The sequence below is a fragment of the Limosilactobacillus rudii genome (assembly GCF_014145455.1).
GTDB lineage: Bacteria > Bacillota > Bacilli > Lactobacillales > Lactobacillaceae > Limosilactobacillus > Limosilactobacillus rudii.
In genome coordinates this window covers 34,188-49,392 of record NZ_JACIVB010000057.1, presented here as the reverse complement: position 1 = coordinate 49,392, position 15,205 = coordinate 34,188, and the positions used below count along the sequence as shown (strand labels likewise).

At 39.6% G+C, this 15,205-nt stretch carries 26 protein-coding genes; 1 reads left to right on the top strand and 25 read right to left on the bottom strand.

What is annotated here, in order from left to right; all coding sequences use genetic code 11:
* The 24 genes from rplO to rpsL form a co-directional block, all read right to left on the bottom strand.
* Positions 1-435: a 50S ribosomal protein L15 gene (gene rplO, locus H5S39_RS07580; RefSeq protein ID WP_182596552.1), complete on the bottom strand. Its 435-nt coding sequence runs from the start codon at positions 433-435 to the stop codon at positions 1-3.
* Between the two features lie 32 nt (positions 436-467).
* The gene (rpmD, locus tag H5S39_RS07575) at positions 468-650 is read right to left on the bottom strand and encodes a 50S ribosomal protein L30 (protein ID WP_003664541.1); all 183 of its coding nucleotides are present in this window, start codon (positions 648-650) and stop codon (positions 468-470) included.
* A 15-nt stretch (positions 651-665) separates the two neighbouring features.
* On the bottom strand, positions 666-1,175 hold the full coding sequence (gene rpsE, locus H5S39_RS07570; protein ID WP_003664542.1) for a 30S ribosomal protein S5: 510 nt from the start codon (positions 1,173-1,175) through the stop codon (positions 666-668).
* 20 nt (positions 1,176-1,195) lie between these two features.
* Positions 1,196-1,552 carry a 50S ribosomal protein L18 gene (gene rplR / locus H5S39_RS07565; protein ID WP_182596553.1) on the bottom strand — a complete coding sequence of 119 codons (357 nt, stop codon included), beginning with the start codon at positions 1,550-1,552 and terminating at the stop codon, positions 1,196-1,198.
* Positions 1,553-1,614: 62 nt separating this feature from the next.
* A complete protein-coding gene (gene rplF / locus H5S39_RS07560; protein WP_182596554.1) occupies positions 1,615-2,151 on the bottom strand; it encodes a 50S ribosomal protein L6 in 537 nt (178 codons plus the stop codon).
* 29 nt (positions 2,152-2,180) lie between these two features.
* Positions 2,181-2,579: a 30S ribosomal protein S8 gene (rpsH, locus tag H5S39_RS07555; RefSeq protein WP_182596555.1), complete on the bottom strand. Its 399-nt coding sequence runs from the start codon at positions 2,577-2,579 to the stop codon at positions 2,181-2,183.
* Between the two features lie 30 nt (positions 2,580-2,609).
* On the bottom strand, positions 2,610-2,795 hold the full coding sequence (locus H5S39_RS07550; protein ID WP_003664547.1) for a type Z 30S ribosomal protein S14: 186 nt from the start codon (positions 2,793-2,795) through the stop codon (positions 2,610-2,612).
* 15 nt (positions 2,796-2,810) lie between these two features.
* Positions 2,811-3,353, bottom strand: coding sequence for a 50S ribosomal protein L5 (rplE, locus tag H5S39_RS07545; protein WP_182596556.1), 543 nt, complete (start codon positions 3,351-3,353; stop codon positions 2,811-2,813).
* Between the two features lie 28 nt (positions 3,354-3,381).
* The gene (gene rplX / locus H5S39_RS07540; protein WP_182596557.1) at positions 3,382-3,690 is read right to left on the bottom strand and encodes a 50S ribosomal protein L24; all 309 of its coding nucleotides are present in this window, start codon (positions 3,688-3,690) and stop codon (positions 3,382-3,384) included.
* Between the two features lie 34 nt (positions 3,691-3,724).
* Positions 3,725-4,093 carry a 50S ribosomal protein L14 gene (rplN, locus tag H5S39_RS07535; protein ID WP_003664550.1) on the bottom strand — a complete coding sequence of 123 codons (369 nt, stop codon included), beginning with the start codon at positions 4,091-4,093 and terminating at the stop codon, positions 3,725-3,727.
* Positions 4,094-4,160: 67 nt separating this feature from the next.
* The gene (gene rpsQ, locus H5S39_RS07530; RefSeq protein WP_003716661.1) at positions 4,161-4,427 is read right to left on the bottom strand and encodes a 30S ribosomal protein S17; all 267 of its coding nucleotides are present in this window, start codon (positions 4,425-4,427) and stop codon (positions 4,161-4,163) included.
* 24 nt (positions 4,428-4,451) lie between these two features.
* Complete coding sequence (rpmC, locus tag H5S39_RS07525; protein ID WP_057805829.1) at positions 4,452-4,658, bottom strand: 50S ribosomal protein L29; 207 nt, start codon at positions 4,656-4,658, stop codon at positions 4,452-4,454.
* Complete coding sequence (gene rplP / locus H5S39_RS07520) at positions 4,648-5,082, bottom strand: 50S ribosomal protein L16 (RefSeq protein ID WP_007124134.1); 435 nt, start codon at positions 5,080-5,082, stop codon at positions 4,648-4,650. Before rplP ends, rpmC begins: the two co-directional genes overlap by 11 nt.
* A 3-nt stretch (positions 5,083-5,085) precedes the next feature.
* Positions 5,086-5,751: a 30S ribosomal protein S3 gene (rpsC, locus tag H5S39_RS07515; protein WP_182596558.1), complete on the bottom strand. Its 666-nt coding sequence runs from the start codon at positions 5,749-5,751 to the stop codon at positions 5,086-5,088.
* A 12-nt stretch (positions 5,752-5,763) separates the two neighbouring features.
* Positions 5,764-6,111 (bottom strand): 50S ribosomal protein L22, encoded by a 348-nt coding sequence (gene rplV, locus H5S39_RS07510; RefSeq protein ID WP_003664558.1) that lies wholly within the window; start codon positions 6,109-6,111, stop codon positions 5,764-5,766.
* A 17-nt stretch (positions 6,112-6,128) separates the two neighbouring features.
* Positions 6,129-6,407, bottom strand: coding sequence for a 30S ribosomal protein S19 (gene rpsS, locus H5S39_RS07505; RefSeq protein WP_003716091.1), 279 nt, complete (start codon positions 6,405-6,407; stop codon positions 6,129-6,131).
* Positions 6,408-6,447: 40 nt separating this feature from the next.
* Positions 6,448-7,293, bottom strand: a complete 846-nt coding sequence (gene rplB / locus H5S39_RS07500) for a 50S ribosomal protein L2 (RefSeq protein WP_182596559.1) — start codon at positions 7,291-7,293, stop codon at positions 6,448-6,450.
* 25 nt (positions 7,294-7,318) lie between these two features.
* Positions 7,319-7,615, bottom strand: a complete 297-nt coding sequence (gene rplW / locus H5S39_RS07495) for a 50S ribosomal protein L23 (protein ID WP_182596560.1) — start codon at positions 7,613-7,615, stop codon at positions 7,319-7,321.
* On the bottom strand, positions 7,615-8,238 hold the full coding sequence (rplD, locus tag H5S39_RS07490) for a 50S ribosomal protein L4 (protein WP_182596561.1): 624 nt from the start codon (positions 8,236-8,238) through the stop codon (positions 7,615-7,617). The genes rplW and rplD overlap by 1 nt, the downstream gene beginning before the upstream one ends.
* A gap of 22 nt (positions 8,239-8,260) precedes the next feature.
* The gene (gene rplC / locus H5S39_RS07485; protein ID WP_182596562.1) at positions 8,261-8,920 is read right to left on the bottom strand and encodes a 50S ribosomal protein L3; all 660 of its coding nucleotides are present in this window, start codon (positions 8,918-8,920) and stop codon (positions 8,261-8,263) included.
* 49 nt (positions 8,921-8,969) lie between these two features.
* Positions 8,970-9,278, bottom strand: coding sequence for a 30S ribosomal protein S10 (rpsJ, locus tag H5S39_RS07480; RefSeq protein ID WP_003664569.1), 309 nt, complete (start codon positions 9,276-9,278; stop codon positions 8,970-8,972).
* A gap of 626 nt (positions 9,279-9,904) precedes the next feature.
* Positions 9,905-11,992 (bottom strand): elongation factor G, encoded by a 2,088-nt coding sequence (fusA, locus tag H5S39_RS07475; RefSeq protein ID WP_182596563.1) that lies wholly within the window; start codon positions 11,990-11,992, stop codon positions 9,905-9,907.
* A 138-nt stretch (positions 11,993-12,130) separates the two neighbouring features.
* A complete protein-coding gene (gene rpsG, locus H5S39_RS07470; RefSeq protein ID WP_003668788.1) occupies positions 12,131-12,601 on the bottom strand; it encodes a 30S ribosomal protein S7 in 471 nt (156 codons plus the stop codon).
* A 19-nt stretch (positions 12,602-12,620) separates the two neighbouring features.
* The gene (gene rpsL, locus H5S39_RS07465; protein WP_003664576.1) at positions 12,621-13,040 is read right to left on the bottom strand and encodes a 30S ribosomal protein S12; all 420 of its coding nucleotides are present in this window, start codon (positions 13,038-13,040) and stop codon (positions 12,621-12,623) included.
* Positions 13,041-13,301: 261 nt separating this feature from the next.
* Between rpsL and H5S39_RS07460 the strand changes: the two genes are divergently transcribed.
* Entirely contained in the window at positions 13,302-13,979 is a 678-nt protein-coding gene (locus tag H5S39_RS07460; RefSeq protein WP_231832873.1) for a prepilin peptidase, read from the top strand.
* A 54-nt stretch (positions 13,980-14,033) separates the two neighbouring features.
* On the opposite strand, the gene H5S39_RS07455 is transcribed toward H5S39_RS07460, so the two are convergent.
* Positions 14,034-15,203, bottom strand: a complete 1,170-nt coding sequence (locus H5S39_RS07455; RefSeq protein WP_182596564.1) for a DUF998 domain-containing protein — start codon at positions 15,201-15,203, stop codon at positions 14,034-14,036.
* Positions 15,204-15,205: the final 2 nt, after the last annotated feature.

Genomic DNA, 15,205 nt, shown 5'->3' with positions numbered 1-15,205 from the left:
CTACATCACCTCAGTTTTACCACCGGCAGCTTCAATTGCAGAAACCGCAGAAGCAGAAAACTTATTAGCCTTAACAGTTAACTTCTTTTCAAGTTTACCGCTACCAAGAACCTTAATGCCATTCTTCATGTTCTTGACTAAACCACTCTCTACTAACAATTGTGGTGTAACTTCAGTACCATCATCAAACTTGTTTAATGCGGTTAAGTTAACAATTGCGTATTCTTTACGGTTGATGTTAGTAAATCCGCGCTTTGGGATTTGCCGGTAAAGTGGCATTTGGCCCCCTTCAAATCCTAAACGGGTCTTTCCATGAGCCTTTTGTCCCTTAGTACCACGTCCTGATGTAAATCCATGACCAGATGAAAGGCCACGACCCTTACGAAGACGCTTTGAACGAGAACCAGCAGCTGGCTTCAATTCGTTTAACTTCATTTGGTAGGCACCTCCTTATTATTTAGTTTTAATTACTTAACTTCTTCAACAGAAACCAAGTGAGCGATCTTGAAAATTTGACCGCGTGTTGCCGCGTTATCTGGTAAGATAACTGAGCTGTTAATCTTACCTAAGCCCAAAGCCTTAACAGTACGGCGTTGAGTAGGTTGTCGGTGGGCAACACTGTGAATTAGGGTAACTTTTACTTGAGCCATAATTTAGTGCCCTCCTTATTCTGCTAAGTGGTCTACTGATACACCACGTAACTTTGCAACTTCTTCAGCGTTCTTTAATTGCTTCAAACCTTCAAATGTTGCACGTACAACATTTACTGGGGTATTAGAACCGAGACGTTTTGAAGTAACATCAGCAACACCGGCAAGGTCCATAACGTTACGAACCGCACCACCGGCTGCAACTCCAGAACCTTCAACAGCTGGCTTTAACATGATCTTTCCACCGCCGTATACACCAATAACTTCGTGTGGAATAGTAGTTCCTACGATTGGAACAGTAATCAAGTTCTTTTCAGCAGCTGCTTGCGCTTTACGAATAGCTTCAGGAACTTCTTGAGCCTTACCAGTACCGAAACCAACATGACCCTTGCGGTCTCCAACAATTACTAAAGCAGCAAAACGCATACGACGTCCACCCTTTACAACCTTAGTAATCCGGTTGATGGCTACAACTTGATCGTCCAAATCCAACTTTGCTGGATCAATGAATTCTGATGATGCCATTGCAGGTTATTCCTCCTTTTTTAGAATTTAAGTCCATTTTCACGAGCAGCTTCAGCTAAAGCTTGAACACGTCCATGGTAAAGGTATCCACCACGGTCAAAAACAACATTAGTAATGTTCTTTTCATTAGCGCGCTTAGCAATTAAAGCACCAACGCCACTAGCTTGTTCAGTCTTAGTCTTTCCACTTACTTCACTATCATTTGTGGAGGCACTTGCGAGCGTCACACCCTTTACGTCATCAATTAATTGAGCGTAAATGTTTTTGTTTGAACGGTAAACACTTAAGCGTGGGCGCTCCGCAGTACCAGAAATCTTACCGCGAACGCGCAAATGACGACGTTGACGGATTTTATTCTTGTCTGGTTTTGAAATCACAACAGTCACCTCTTATTATGTTATTTATTTTAGTTAAAAGATAGATAAATAATTTACGAAAATTACTTACCAGTCTTACCTTCCTTACGGATAATGTGTTCGTTTTCGTAACGAATACCCTTACCTTTGTATGGTTCTGGTGAACGAACGGCACGAACTTCTGCAGCAAAATTACCAAGGTGTTCCTTGTTAATTGAGCTTAATTCGATAGTAGTGTTATCTGGAACGTTAATATCCACATCTTCGGGCTTGTCCATTTCAACTGGGTTTGAGTAACCAACAGTTAAAATTAACTTATTTCCCTTGAACTGTGCACGGTAACCAACACCGACAAGTTTTAGAACCTTCTTGTAGCCATTAACAACACCTTCAACCATGTTATTAACGTTAGCACGTGTAGTTCCATGTAACATCTTTAATTTGTTAGTATCAGCATCACGATCAAACTTAACAACATTACCATCAACAGTCATTTTGATTAATGGTGAAATCTCACGAGATAAAGTACCTTTAGGACCTTTAACAGTAACAACATTACCATCTTGAGAAATTTCTACACCACTTGGTAAATCAATTTCTTTGTAACCAATACGACTCATGCTTGCACCTCCTATCTAATTAAAAAATTTTACCAAACGTAGGCGATAACTTCGCCACCAATTTTCTTGGCGCGAGCAACCTTGTCAGTTACAACACCTTCAGATGTTGAAATAATGGCAATACCTAATCCATTAAGAACCTTTGGTACAGCATCAGACTTAACGTATGTACGTAATCCAGGCTTGGAGATACGCTTCAAACCAGAAATAACACGTTGACCATCCTTACCGTACTTCAAGAACACACGGATGATGCCTTGCTTGTTATCGTCAACATATTCAACATCGCGAATGAAACCTTCGTTCTTTAAGATTTCAGCGATGTCCTTCTTCATCTTTGATGCAGGTGCTTCAACTGATTCGTGTTGAGCCATATTAGCATTACGAATACGAGTTAAGAAATCTGCAATTGGATCGCTCATAGACATCGATGTTTTCCTCCTTTTGTCGGTTTTTGTTTACCAGCTAGCCTTCTTCAAACCAGGAATTTGTCCTTTGTGGGCAAGTTCTCGTAAGCAAATCCGGCATAGGTGGAATTTACGGTAAACTGAGTGCGGACGTCCACAACGTGCACAACGCGTGTATTCACGACTTGAGAACTTAGCGGGACGGTTGCACTTAGCAATCATTGATTTTTTAGCCAATTTGTGGAACCTCCTTTATTTAGCAAACGGCATACCGAGTTTTGCAAGTAATTCATGTGATTCTTCATCAGTTTGTGCAGTTGTTACAATAACAACATCTAAACCACGAACCCGGTTTACTTTATCATAATCAATTTCAGGGAAAATTAATTGTTCATGGATACCAAGAGTGTAGTTCCCACGACCATCAAATGCCTTGTTACTTACACCATGGAAGTCACGAACACGTGGTAATGCCACGTTAACTAATTTGTCTAAGAAATCATACATACGTTCACCACGTAAGGTTACCTTAGCACCAATTGACATACCTTCACGAAGACGGAAACCGGCAATTGATTTCTTAGCCTTAGTAATTAAAGGCTTTTGACCAGAAATCAAACCGAGTTCTTCAACGGCTTCATCAAGATGCTTAGAGTTGGTAGTAGCATCACCAACACCCATGTTCAAAACGATCTTGTCAATCTTTGGTGCTTGCATAACTGAAGAGTAGTTAAACTTTTCAATCAATGCTGGACGAATTTCATTTTCGTATTTAGCTTTCAAACGGTTTTCCATTAGAAATTATTCCTCCTTTCCTTAAAATTTAATCAAGTGTTTTACCTGACTTCTTAGCAACACGAACCTTCTTACCATCAACGAACTTGTAACCTACACGAGTTGGTTCATTAGTTGAAGGATCAATCAGCATTACATTTGAAGCATCAATAGCTGCTTCAGTGTCAATAACGCCACCGTTAGGATTTGAGTTGCTTGGCTTTTGGTGTTTCTTAACCATATTTACGCCTTCAACGATAACACGATTCTTAGCAGCAAGAACAGTTTTTACTGTACCTTCCTTACCTTTATCTTTACCGGCGATAATGCGAACTTTGTCCCCAGTTTTAATAAACATGTTGATTGTGCACCTCCTTATTTTCGGTTAAATCTTACAGAACTTCTGGAGCTAATGAAACGATCTTCATGAAGTCGTCTCCACGAAGCTCACGAGCGATTGGGCCAAAAATACGGGTACCCTTAGGGCTCTTGTCGTTGTTAATTAAAACAGCGGCGTTTTCATCAAACTTAATGTATGAACCATCCTTACGGTGAATACCATGCTTAGTCCGTACAACTACGGCCTTAACAACGTCACCTTTTTTGACAACGCCACCTGGTGTTGCCTGTTTTACAGTAGCAACAATGATGTCACCAATATTACCTGTCTTAACTCGGGAACCACCTAAAATCTTGATAACTAAGATTTCACGTGCACCGGAGTTATCAGCGACCTTCAACCGACTTTCTTGTTGAATCACGGTTAATGTCCTCCTTCCATCTACAAATAAGAATTAGAATACGAATATTTTTAGAGTTAACTGCTAATTAAAGGGTAGCAGCTTTTTCGACAATCTTTACAAGACGGAAACGCTTCTTAGCTGATAATGGCCGAGTTTCCATAATTTGTACAGTGTCGCCGGTCTTAGCTTCGTTGTTTTCATCGTGTGCGTAATACTTCTTTGAGTACTTAACACGCTTACCATAGATAGGTGCACTCTTGTAAGTATCAATTACAACAGTGATTGTTTTATCCATTTTGTCAGAAACAACGCGGCCTTGGTAAACCTTACGTGCATTACGTTCTTCACTCATGCGCTAATCCTCCTTTTCGTATTCTTATTTATTTAATTGTTGTTGACGAAGAACTGTCTTAACCCGTGCAATGTCCTTGCGTACTTGCTTAAGACTTGCAGTATTTTCCAACTGGCCGGTTGCTAATTGGAAACGTAAGTTAAACAATTGTTCCTTCAGTTCCTTTTCACGGTCAAGTAGCTTATCAGTGGTTAATCCATTCAGTTCTTGTACGTAATCTTTACTTTTCATTAGATTGTCCACCTACTTCCTCACGTTGTACGATCTTAGTGCGAACTGGCAACTTGTGACCGGCAAGACGTAAAGCTTCACGAGCGACTTCTTCAGAAACGCCCCCCACTTCAAACATTACCTTGCCACGCTTAACTGGAGCAACCCATCCTTCAGGAGCACCTTTACCGTTACCCATCCGGACCCCAACACCTTTACTAGTGTATGAGAGTTGTGGGAAGATCTTAATCCAAACTTTCCCACCACGCTTCATGTAACGCGTCATAGCGATACGAGCAGCTTCAATTTGACGGTTGCTAATCCAATGTGAATCAAGAGCTTGTAAACCAAATTCACCAAAATTAACTGTTTTACCACCCTTGGCTTCACCGCGCATGTGACCACGCTGAACCTTACGGTGCTTTACACGTTTTGGTACTAACATGTGTTACTTCCCTCCTTGTTCATCATCGTTTGAGTTCTTCTTAGTAGGAAGGACTTCACCACGGTAAATCCAAGTCTTAACACCTAGAACACCATATGTAGTGTTAGCTTCATCCCAAGAATAATCAATATCAGCACGGAGTGTATGCAATGGAACAGTTCCATCAGAGTATGATTCAACCCGTGACATATCTGCACCATTTAAACGACCAGCAACTTGAGTCTTGATACCCTTAGCACCGGCACGCATAGCACGTTGCATAGCTCCACGCATAGCACGACGGAAGGCAATACGAGCTTCCAATTGACGTGCAATACTTTCACCAACAAGGTGAGCATCTAAATCTGGCTTCTTAATTTCAACGATGTTAATGTGAACACGCTTGCCAGTTAATTTATTAAGTTCTTTACGAAGTGCTTCAACTTCTGAACCACCTTTACCAATTACCATTCCTGGCTTGGCAGTATGAATTGATACGTTTACGCGGTTAGCGGCACGTTCAATTTCAACGGTTGATACAGAGGCATCAGCAAGTCGCTTTTCAATATACTTACGGATCCGAAGGTCTTCGTTAAGGTAATCAGCAAAGTCCTTGTCAGCGTACCACTTTGCAGTCCAATCACGAATGACCCCAACACGAAAACCATTAGGATTGATCTTTTGACCCACTATTCATTCCTCCTATCGTTCTGTAACAACCACTGTAATATGACTAGTCCGCTTATTAATTGGAGAAGCAGAACCTTTTGCACGTGGACGGAACCGCTTAAGGGTTGGTCCTTCATTAGCAAAGGCTTCACTTACAACCAATGAAGCACGATCTAAGTCGAAATTGTTTTCAGCGTTTGCAACAGCAGATTTTAATACTTTTTCAACATCTGAAGCGGCACCACGAGGGGTGAACTTCAAGATAGCAAATGCTTCGGCAACACTCTTACCACGAATAGCGTCTAATACAAGACGAACCTTACGAGCAGAAACCCGTACCATCTTAGCGGTAGCCTTAGCGGACGTGATGTTTTCAGCCATGTTTTATTTCACCCTCCTTACTTACCTGTCTTCTTGTCATCTGCAGCGTGACCATGGAAAGTCCGAGTAGGAACGAATTCACCTAACTTATGACCAACCATATCTTCTTGTACGTAGACTGGGACATGCTTCCGACCATCGTATACTGCAAATGTGTAACCAATAAAGCTTGGAAAAATGGTAGAACGACGTGACCAAGTCTTGATGACAGTCTTCTTTTCGGAACCTTCTTGCTCCTTAACCTTCTTCAGTAATGAAGCATCAGCGAAAGGTCCTTTCTTCAAACTACGACCCATTTAGTGTACCTCCTCTCGGGTATTAAGAACGTATAAAATATTAACGAGTATGTGGACCACGCTTCCGACCACGAACAATGAACTTGTTTGAACGAGCCTTGTGTGAACGGGTCTTCTTACCAACAGTCTTCTTACCCCATGGAGAAAGAGGAGATGGTAAACCAACAGGTTGCTTACCTTCACCACCACCATGTGGGTGATCGTTAGGGTTCATAACAGAACCACGAACATGAGGACGTTGACCAGCGTAACGTGTACGACCAGCCTTACCTTTGATAATTAAAGCGTGTTCGTCATTACCAACAGTACCGATAGTAGCACGGCAAGTTGCAAGCACCATACGAACTTCACCGGAAGAAAGACGAACTAATACGTACTTTTCTTCTTTACCAAGTAGTTGAGCTGAAGCACCAGCAGAACGAGCAAGTTGACCACCCTTACCTGGCTTCAATTCAATATTGTGAATAACAGTACCAACTGGAATGTTCTTTAATGGAAGAGCATTACCAACTTTAATATCAGCATCTGGACCAGATTGAACTGTCATACCAACTTTTAATCCCTTAGGAGCGATGATGTATGACTTAGTACCATCAGCATAAACTAGCAAAGCAATATTTGCAGTACGGTTTGGATCGTATTCAATTGCTTTTACAGTTGCTGGAACGTCGTCTTTAATCCGCTTAAAGTCAATGATACGGTATTGACGCTTAGTACCACCACCACGGTGACGAACAGTAATATGACCATAACTGTTACGACCAGCGGTGTGCTTTAACGGAGCTAATAATGACTTTTCAGGCGCAGTCTTCGTAATTTCTGCGAAGTCATAACCGTTCATATTACGGCGTCCGTTAGTGGTTGCTTTGTATTTACGAATTCCCACTGTTTTTTCCTCCTTTTTTTAATGATTAGTTTTCGCTGTTATCGTTGAACAGCTTAATTTCATTTGAGTCAGCAGATAAGGTAACAATAGCCTTACGACGACGTTTAGTATAACCAACGTAGCGACCTTGACGCTTTTGCTTACCCTTTACGTTCATGATGTTTACCTTTACAACCTTAACGTCGAAGATTTCTTCAACTGCATTTTTAACTTGTGTCTTGGTTGCTCGTAAATCAACATCAAACGTGTAACGCTTATCGTCCATACCGGCCATTGAAGCTTCGGTAACTACTGGACGTAAAATAATGTCACGTGCTTCCATTATGCGAGCACCTCCTCTACTTGAGAAAGAGCTGACTTAGTGATGATGATCTTTTGGTTGTCTACAACGTTTAAGATATTAACACCTGCAGGAGTAACAACTGTAGTATTAGCTAAGTTGCGTGCTGATAAAGCTGCATTCTTGTCGTCTTCAGTAACAACAACTAATGTCTTTTCAGCAACTTTTAAGTTACTCAATACATCAGCAAATTCCTTTGTCTTTGGTGCATCAAAGTTTAATGCATCAACTACTACAAAACTGTTATCAAGAACCTTTTGAGAAAGAGCTGACTTGATGGCAAGTTGACGAACCTTACGTGGAAGGCTGTACTTGTAGGAACGTGGAGTAGGTCCAAAAACAATACCACCACCACGGAATTGTGGTGAACGAATGGAACCTTGACGAGCACGACCAGTACCCTTTTGACGCCATGGCTTCTTTCCACCACCGCTAACAGCAGAACGGTTCTTAACGGCATGAGTACCTTGACGCAAAGAAGCACGTTGACGCAAAATTGCATCAAAGACAGCATTTTCGTTTGGTTCAATACCGAATACTGCTTCGTTTAAATCAACAGTACCATTTTGGCTACCATCTTGTTTGTACAAATTAACGCTAGTCATTATTTAACTTCCTCCTTTCTTATTATTTGTTGTGTTGCTTGCTAAGGCTCTTCTTTGTGTTTGCCTTAACAGAGTTCTTAATAGTTACGTAAGACTTGTTAGCACCTGGAACATTACCCTTAATGAGTAAAACGTTGTTGTCAAGGTCAACCTTAACAACTTGTAGGTGTTGCATAGTAACCGTCTTACCACCCATACGACCGGGAAGCTTCATACCCTTGAATACCCGGTTAATAATTGCACCTAATGAACCTGGACGACGGTGGTAACGAGAACCGTGCGCCATAGGTCCACGGGATTGGTTATCCTTGTGGATGTTACCTTGGTAACCATGACCCTTGGTAGTACCCGTAACGTCGACAGTTTCTCCTTCTGAGAAGACATCAGCCTTGATTTCGTCTCCAACTTTAACGTCCCCTAATTCAGCGTCGCGGATTTCACCGATGAAGCGCTTAGGGGTCGTGTTTGCTTTTGCTGCATGACCTTGTTCAGGCTTGTTGCTCAAGACTTCCCGCTTGTCATCGAAACCAAGTTGCACAGCATTGTAACCATCATTTTCAACAGTCTTAATTTGCATAACAACGTTTGGTGTTACATCAATAACAGTAACTGGAACTAATTCACCATTGTCAGTGAAAACTTGAGTCATTCCAACCTTTTTACCTAAGATTCCTTTGGTCATGAGTACACCTCCAATTTTATGTTTTATGTATATTCTATATTAATCGTTATTAAAGCTTAATTTCGATATCAACACCACTTGGTAAATCAAGTTTCATTAATGAATCAACAGTCTTTGGTGTTGGATCAACAATATCGATCAAACGCTTGTGTGTGCGCATTTCGAATTGCTCCCGTGACTTCTTAAATTTGTGTGGTGAACGGATAACAGTGTAAATAGTCCGTTCAGTTGGTAACGGGATAGGACCTGAAATTTGAGCACCTGTACGCTTAGCAGTTTCAACAATCTTGTCAGCAGATTGATCTAAAATACGGTGTTCATAAGCCTTTAACCGAATACGAATCTTTTGTTTTGCCATTATGTTCCCTCCTTCGTCAGATTTAAAATTTGACTAGCTCCGCGGAAATTACCGCCACATCCTGTGGCAAAGCGGCCGGGTGTGTCGCAACCTTCCGCATCAACGCTTCGCAGCTTGAATACTTAAGGGGTAAGGCAAATAATACCGCCAAAGCTCAAGCACCTATCCATAATACTAAAGAAACGGTTATAGTTCAAGGGAATTATTAAAATAATTTCGATTGAAATATTTTTGTAAACTTTCATCTTAGTTATTGAGAATATATTTACCATATTTTCACTACAAAATAGATAGATTCTATCTCTAGCTATAGTCTATTTTCCGTCATTTCATATCAATTAAACTACATTTGCTAAAATTCCTACTAATGTAACTCTACTTTTATAAATTGGTAACTCTTAATTAATCGTAGAAAGACGCCGTATACCGATATAAAAAACAAATCATAAAAGCTACAGAGTCAATCTGAACACCAAAGATTTTATGATCGTGAGAAGTCACAAATAAATCCTATTACGTTTCTCATCTTCTTTAGACTCTTCATTAAACAGCCTTTTACGAAAAAAAGGACTGTAGCTATTAAGCCACAATCCTTTTTGATGGATTTGAGATCTTGGTATCAATAATTAATTATTGCCACCATTTTTCTTGATAATATCTTCTTGAACTGACTTAGGAACAGCTGAGTAGTGATCAAAAGTCATAGTGAAGGTACCACGACCCTGCGTTGCAGAACGTAATGCAGTAGCATAACCAAACATTTCTGATAGTGGAACAAATGAGTGGATAAGTTGAGCATTTCCACGTTCTTCCATACCATCAATGGTACCACGACGAGCAGTTACTTGACCCATAACATCACCCATGTTGTCTTGTGGAACAACAATGTCAACCTTCATAATAGGTTCAAGGATAACAGGATCAGCCTTCTTAGCAGCGTTCTTAAGGGCTAATGACGCAGCAACTTTGAAGGCAGCTTCACTAGAATCGACTTCGTGGTAACTACCATCATAAAGCTTAGCATGCATATCAACAAGTGGGTATCCGGCAAGAACACCATTTTGCATAGCTTCTTTCAAACCTTGTTCAACAGCAGGAATGAATTCACGAGGAACAACACCACCAACGATGGCATCTTCAAATTCGAATCCTTCCCCTTCTTTAAGCGGCGTAAATTCGATCCATACATCACCGTATTGACCCTTACCACCAGATTGACGAACGAACTTACCTTGAGCACTTGCAGTCTTAGTAAATGCTTCACGGTATGAAACTTGTGGCTTACCAACAGTAACTTCGGCATGGAATTCCCGACGAAGACGTTCAACAATGATATCCAAGTGAAGTTCACCCATTCCGGCAATTAATGTTTCACCAGTTTCAGGGTTAGTTTCTGCCTTGAATGTTGGGTCTTCTTCAGCAAGCTTTTGAAGTCCCTTGTCCATCTTATCTTGGTCAGCCTTAGACTTAGGTTCAACAGAAACTTGAATAACTGGTTCTGGGAAGTCCATTGATTCAAGTTGAAGTGGGTGATCAGGATCAGTTAATGAATCACCAGTAGTAGTGTTCTTCAAACCAATAGCAGCAGCAATATCACCGGAGAATACTTCTGGAATTTCTTGTTGTTGGTTTGAGTGCATTTGAAGCAAACGACCAATACGTTCACGCTTGTCCTTAGTTGCGTTAAGAACGTATGAACCTGATTGAAGTGAACCAGTGTAAACACGTAAGAAAGTTAAACGACCAACGAATGGGTCAGTAGCAATCTTAAATGCCAAAGCAGCAAATGGCTTGTCATCACCAGCAGTCAATTCAATTTCGTTGCCATCTGCATCATGCGCAACAAAAGGCTTAACATCAAGTGGTGATGGAAGGTAATCAATAACAGCATCAAGCATCATTTGGATACCCTTATCCTTGTAAGCTGAACCAGCTAATACAGGGAAGATTTGTTCTTCTAGGGTACCCTTACGAATAGCAGCTTTAATTTCGTCAACAGAAATTTCTTCACCTTCAAGGTATTTTTCCATGATGCTATCATCAATATCTGCTAACGTTTCAATCATTTCATCATGACGCTTTTGAGCTTCTTCCTTCATATCATCAGGAATGTCAACAGTGTCCCAATTAGTACCTAACTTATCTTCATCGTAAACATAAGCAACCATCTTAACCAAGTCAATTAAACCAATGAAGTCATCTTCAGCACCAATTGGCATTTGAATAGGAAGTGGTGTTACATTCAAACGATCTTTAATAGTCTGAACTGAGTAATCAAAGTTTGCACCAATCTTATCCATCTTGTTAGCAAAAACAATTCGTGGAACATTAAATTGGTCAGCTTGACGCCAAACAGTTTCAGTTTGAGGTTCAACACCAGCTTGAGCATCAAGCACAGTTACGGCACCATCAAGCACACGTAATGCACGTTCAACTTCGACAGTAAAGTCCACGTGTCCTGGTGTATCAATAATGTTGATCCGATTATCCTTCCAAACAGCTGTAGTGGCTGCAGAAGTGATAGTGATACCACGTTCCTTTTCTTCATCCATCCAGTCCATTTGTGAAGCACCATCATGGGTTTCACCAATCTTGTGAATCTTACCAGTGTAGTAAAGAATCCGCTCAGTTGCAGTCGTCTTACCAGCATCAATGTGAGCCATGATACCGATGTTACGAGTTTTAGCAAGTGGGTATTCACGTTTATTAGCCATCTTAAAAGAGTATCTCCTTCCAAAATATGGTTATGTTTATTTTAGCATTATTTTCAAAAAGGGGTGACGTCTAAATATAAATTACGTCACCCCTTCACTGAAACTAGTTAAATAACCAGTATCAATTGACAGTGATTATTACCAGCGGTAGTGCGCGAATGCACGGTTGGCTTCGGCCATACGGTGCGTATCTTCACGCTTCTTAACTGAAGCCCCAGTGTTGTTTGAAGCATCAATGATTTCACGTGCAAGCCGTTCAACCATTGTGTGTTCTCCACGCAAACGTGCGTATTGAACAATCCAACGAAGACCTAATGTAGTACGACGGTCTGGACGAACTTCAATTGGAACTTGGTAGTTAGAACCACCAACACGACGTGCCTTAACTTCTAAGACAGGCATAACGTTTTCCATTGCTTGTTGGAATACTTCTACTGGATCATTACCAGTTTCATTCTTAATTTCATCAAAAGCTGCGTATAAAATCTTAGTAGCAGTTCCGCGCTTACCATCAATCATCAAGTGGTCGATTAAGCTAGTAACCAACTTTGAGTTGTACATTGGATCTGGTAAAATTTCACGCTTTTGTACATGTCCTTTACGTGGCATTACTTAACTCCTCCTTAAATTACTTCTTATCCTTAGGCTTCTTAGCACCGTACTTAGAACGTGATTGCATACGGCCTTCAACACCAGCAGTATCTAGAGTACCACGGATGATGTGGTAACGAACCCCAGGTAAATCCTTAACACGACCACCACGAATCAAAACAACTGAGTGTTCTTGAAGGTTGTGACCAATACCAGGAATGTAAGCAGTAACTTCGATTAAGTTTGAAAGACGTACACGGGCGTACTTACGCAAAGCTGAGTTAGGCTTCTTAGGAGTCATAGTACCCACACGAGTAGCAACCCCACGCTTTTGTGGTGATGGCGTCTTAATTTCTTCTTTCTTGAAAGTGTTGTAAACATATCCAAGGGCCGGTGACTTTGACTTACCCTTGTGGCTCTTACGGCCTTTACGTACCAATTGGTTAATGGTTGGCATAATTTTTCCCCTTCCTTATTTTAAGTCCACACATCCAGGCGGTTCTTTTTTGATTATAAAAAAATCACCGGATGTAATATTTAATTATGTGCCTTCGTTGATGCATCTGCCCAACGACAGACACTCCGTTGCTAAAAAAGCACCTTAAATAGACTATCACGCTCTCACGTGAATGTCAACGACTCCAAAATGATTTCTTTTTAAATTCATTAAGTGTATTTTCAAAAAAAATACGTATTTATATAATTAGGAGGTATTATCATGTTGCTTTTTATTCCATTTATATTTGGCGCCTGCTTAGGTTCGTTTATCGTTTCTTGTAGTCAACGTTTAGTAGTCCAGCATTCACTAATTACACCTTATAGGTCCCATTGTGATAACTGTTCTCTTATTTTACCCTGGTGGCAACTCATCCCTATTATTAGTTTTGTTTTTCTCCAAGGTCGCTGTTCTTTTTGTAATCATAAAATTACCGCATATATGCCAATGATTGAATTTATCTCTGGAACAGCTTTTGTTATTTTAATTAATTATAATTTTTTACATGATCTGATAATTTCTCTCTTTATTATTAGTCTTCTCTTTTTATCATCAACTGATTATTTTGCTAATGTCATTTATTCTTTTGCACTATTAGGTATTCTCCCCATAGCTTTTTTGTCGATTCCTCAGAATTATTTTCACAATTTTATAGCTGCTTGCATTATCGCAACCTCTTTATTACTATTCTCTGCCTTAACTAAAATGCTTGGTAATGGTGACATTGAGTATCTATTTTTTATTTGCATTATTTGGGGCTGGCAGCAAACACTTCTAATTATCCAAATAAGTTCAATAATCATGCTTTTATTCTTTCTATATACACATAAGAAAAAATTACCATTTATTCCTGCCTTAGCACTATGTACACTGCTAAGTGTTTTTTGGCAAGGATGCTAAAAAATCTTCCCACACAAAACTAAATGTCTGTGAGAAGATTTTTAACTCTACTTATTATTTTTTATCAATTGGTTTTATCTTAATTACGAAAAGATTCTGACCAAATTGGGCCAAATTTTCAATGTTTTGCAATAACAGTAATAACCAGGAAAACGCTAACCCAAATTCAAACAACTCAAATGCCGTTAATGAAAGGTAATCGGTCAGTTTAAAAACAATATATTCTGCTCCCATTACTACACCGATAACATAGGAAACCGTCAAAAATTGCTTAGTCACTTCTGGCAAAACCCATCTAACTACTATGATTAATATAAGCATAATATAAACAAGCCACATGGAAATTCGGTCATGCAATATATGAAATTGTGGATTATTAGGAAAGATACCGATAGATGCAATACAAATAGCTAACATAATTAATAGCCAACGTAAAACTTGAATCTTATAACCACGGTATCTCTTCTGAATACTAACAAATAAATAATCAACTAAAGCAATCATTAATAACCCTGTAAAAATCAAAGTAATGTTAAACTGAAAACTTGTTGAGTTTTTGGCTGTTCCAAGGAAACTAAAATTATACCGCCACCAATCACGAGAAGAATTCGTTAACATTGAAAACAGCATTCCACTAATAATCATAATAGTTAGTAAATTAGTTATTACGCCTGACGATAAGGTTAGCGCTAAATTAATCATAATGTAATTTAATGCCGCTAATATTACAAAAATAAAACATGTTGCCGTATAGATATCAAAGCGTGCCCCCTTAAACATTTGCTCAAAAAGCCAAAATATTGCTGAAAAAGAAAAAGCAATAATAAGCCCGCAAGCAATTGTAATCGTTGGCAAACTTCGCCAATAAAAGTCTTTACTTGGCCCTTTACCCAGAATTTTAGTAACAATAAATGTCACTAAAAAAGAAAGCACACCACTGCACCCCCCTAATATTAATGCTCCATTAGCAATAGAGTAATCATCCCCAGTTATTGGGATGGTGGTAATGCTCTTTAAATTAACAAATATTAAAAATGCCGCTGATAAAATAACTGCCGGTATAACGTACCAAAAAATATTAATTTTCGGTAACTGATCTCGCACTTTTATGGGTCTTATATTTATTTGTTTATGGTTCACACTAAGAGATAATTCTTCATTTGTGGAAAAGTCAGTCTTTTCAAATGCTGAATCTGGAAGCTCTATTTCATATTTCTTTGCCAAGT

What these genes read in the sequence shown, in the direction of transcription:
- rplO (WP_182596552.1), bottom strand. Translation starts at nt 435, where the DNA reads ATGAAGTTAAACGAATTGAAGCCAGCTGCTGGTTCTCGTTCAAAGCGT.
- rpmD (WP_003664541.1), bottom strand. Translation starts at nt 650, where the DNA reads ATGGCTCAAGTAAAAGTTACCCTAATTCACAGTGTTGCCCACCGACAA.
- rpsE (WP_003664542.1), bottom strand. Translation starts at nt 1,175, where the DNA reads ATGGCATCATCAGAATTCATTGATCCAGCAAAGTTGGATTTGGACGAT.
- rplF (WP_182596554.1), bottom strand. Translation starts at nt 2,151, where the DNA reads ATGAGTCGTATTGGTTACAAAGAAATTGATTTACCAAGTGGTGTAGAA.
- rpsH (WP_182596555.1), bottom strand. Translation starts at nt 2,579, where the DNA reads ATGTCTATGAGCGATCCAATTGCAGATTTCTTAACTCGTATTCGTAAT.
- rplE (WP_182596556.1), bottom strand. Translation starts at nt 3,353, where the DNA reads ATGGAAAACCGTTTGAAAGCTAAATACGAAAATGAAATTCGTCCAGCA.
- rplX (WP_182596557.1), bottom strand. Translation starts at nt 3,690, where the DNA reads ATGTTTATTAAAACTGGGGACAAAGTTCGCATTATCGCCGGTAAAGAT.
- rpsQ (WP_003716661.1), bottom strand. Translation starts at nt 4,427, where the DNA reads ATGAGTGAAGAACGTAATGCACGTAAGGTTTACCAAGGCCGCGTTGTT.
- rpmC (WP_057805829.1), bottom strand. Translation starts at nt 4,658, where the DNA reads ATGAAAAGTAAAGATTACGTACAAGAACTGAATGGATTAACCACTGAT.
- rplP (WP_007124134.1), bottom strand. Translation starts at nt 5,082, where the DNA reads ATGTTAGTACCAAAACGTGTAAAGCACCGTAAGGTTCAGCGTGGTCAC.
- rplV (WP_003664558.1), bottom strand. Translation starts at nt 6,111, where the DNA reads ATGGCTGAAAACATCACGTCCGCTAAGGCTACCGCTAAGATGGTACGG.
- rpsS (WP_003716091.1), bottom strand. Translation starts at nt 6,407, where the DNA reads ATGGGTCGTAGTTTGAAGAAAGGACCTTTCGCTGATGCTTCATTACTG.
- rplW (WP_182596560.1), bottom strand. Translation starts at nt 7,615, where the DNA reads ATGGAAGCACGTGACATTATTTTACGTCCAGTAGTTACCGAAGCTTCA.
- rplD (WP_182596561.1), bottom strand. Translation starts at nt 8,238, where the DNA reads ATGACTAGCGTTAATTTGTACAAACAAGATGGTAGCCAAAATGGTACT.
- rplC (WP_182596562.1), bottom strand. Translation starts at nt 8,920, where the DNA reads ATGACCAAAGGAATCTTAGGTAAAAAGGTTGGAATGACTCAAGTTTTC.
- rpsJ (WP_003664569.1), bottom strand. Translation starts at nt 9,278, where the DNA reads ATGGCAAAACAAAAGATTCGTATTCGGTTAAAGGCTTATGAACACCGT.
- fusA (WP_182596563.1), bottom strand. Translation starts at nt 11,992, where the DNA reads ATGGCTAATAAACGTGAATACCCACTTGCTAAAACTCGTAACATCGGT.
- rpsG (WP_003668788.1), bottom strand. Translation starts at nt 12,601, where the DNA reads ATGCCACGTAAAGGACATGTACAAAAGCGTGAAATTTTACCAGATCCA.
- rpsL (WP_003664576.1), bottom strand. Translation starts at nt 13,040, where the DNA reads ATGCCAACCATTAACCAATTGGTACGTAAAGGCCGTAAGAGCCACAAG.
- H5S39_RS07460 (WP_231832873.1), top strand. Translation starts at nt 13,302, where the DNA reads ATGTTGCTTTTTATTCCATTTATATTTGGCGCCTGCTTAGGTTCGTTT.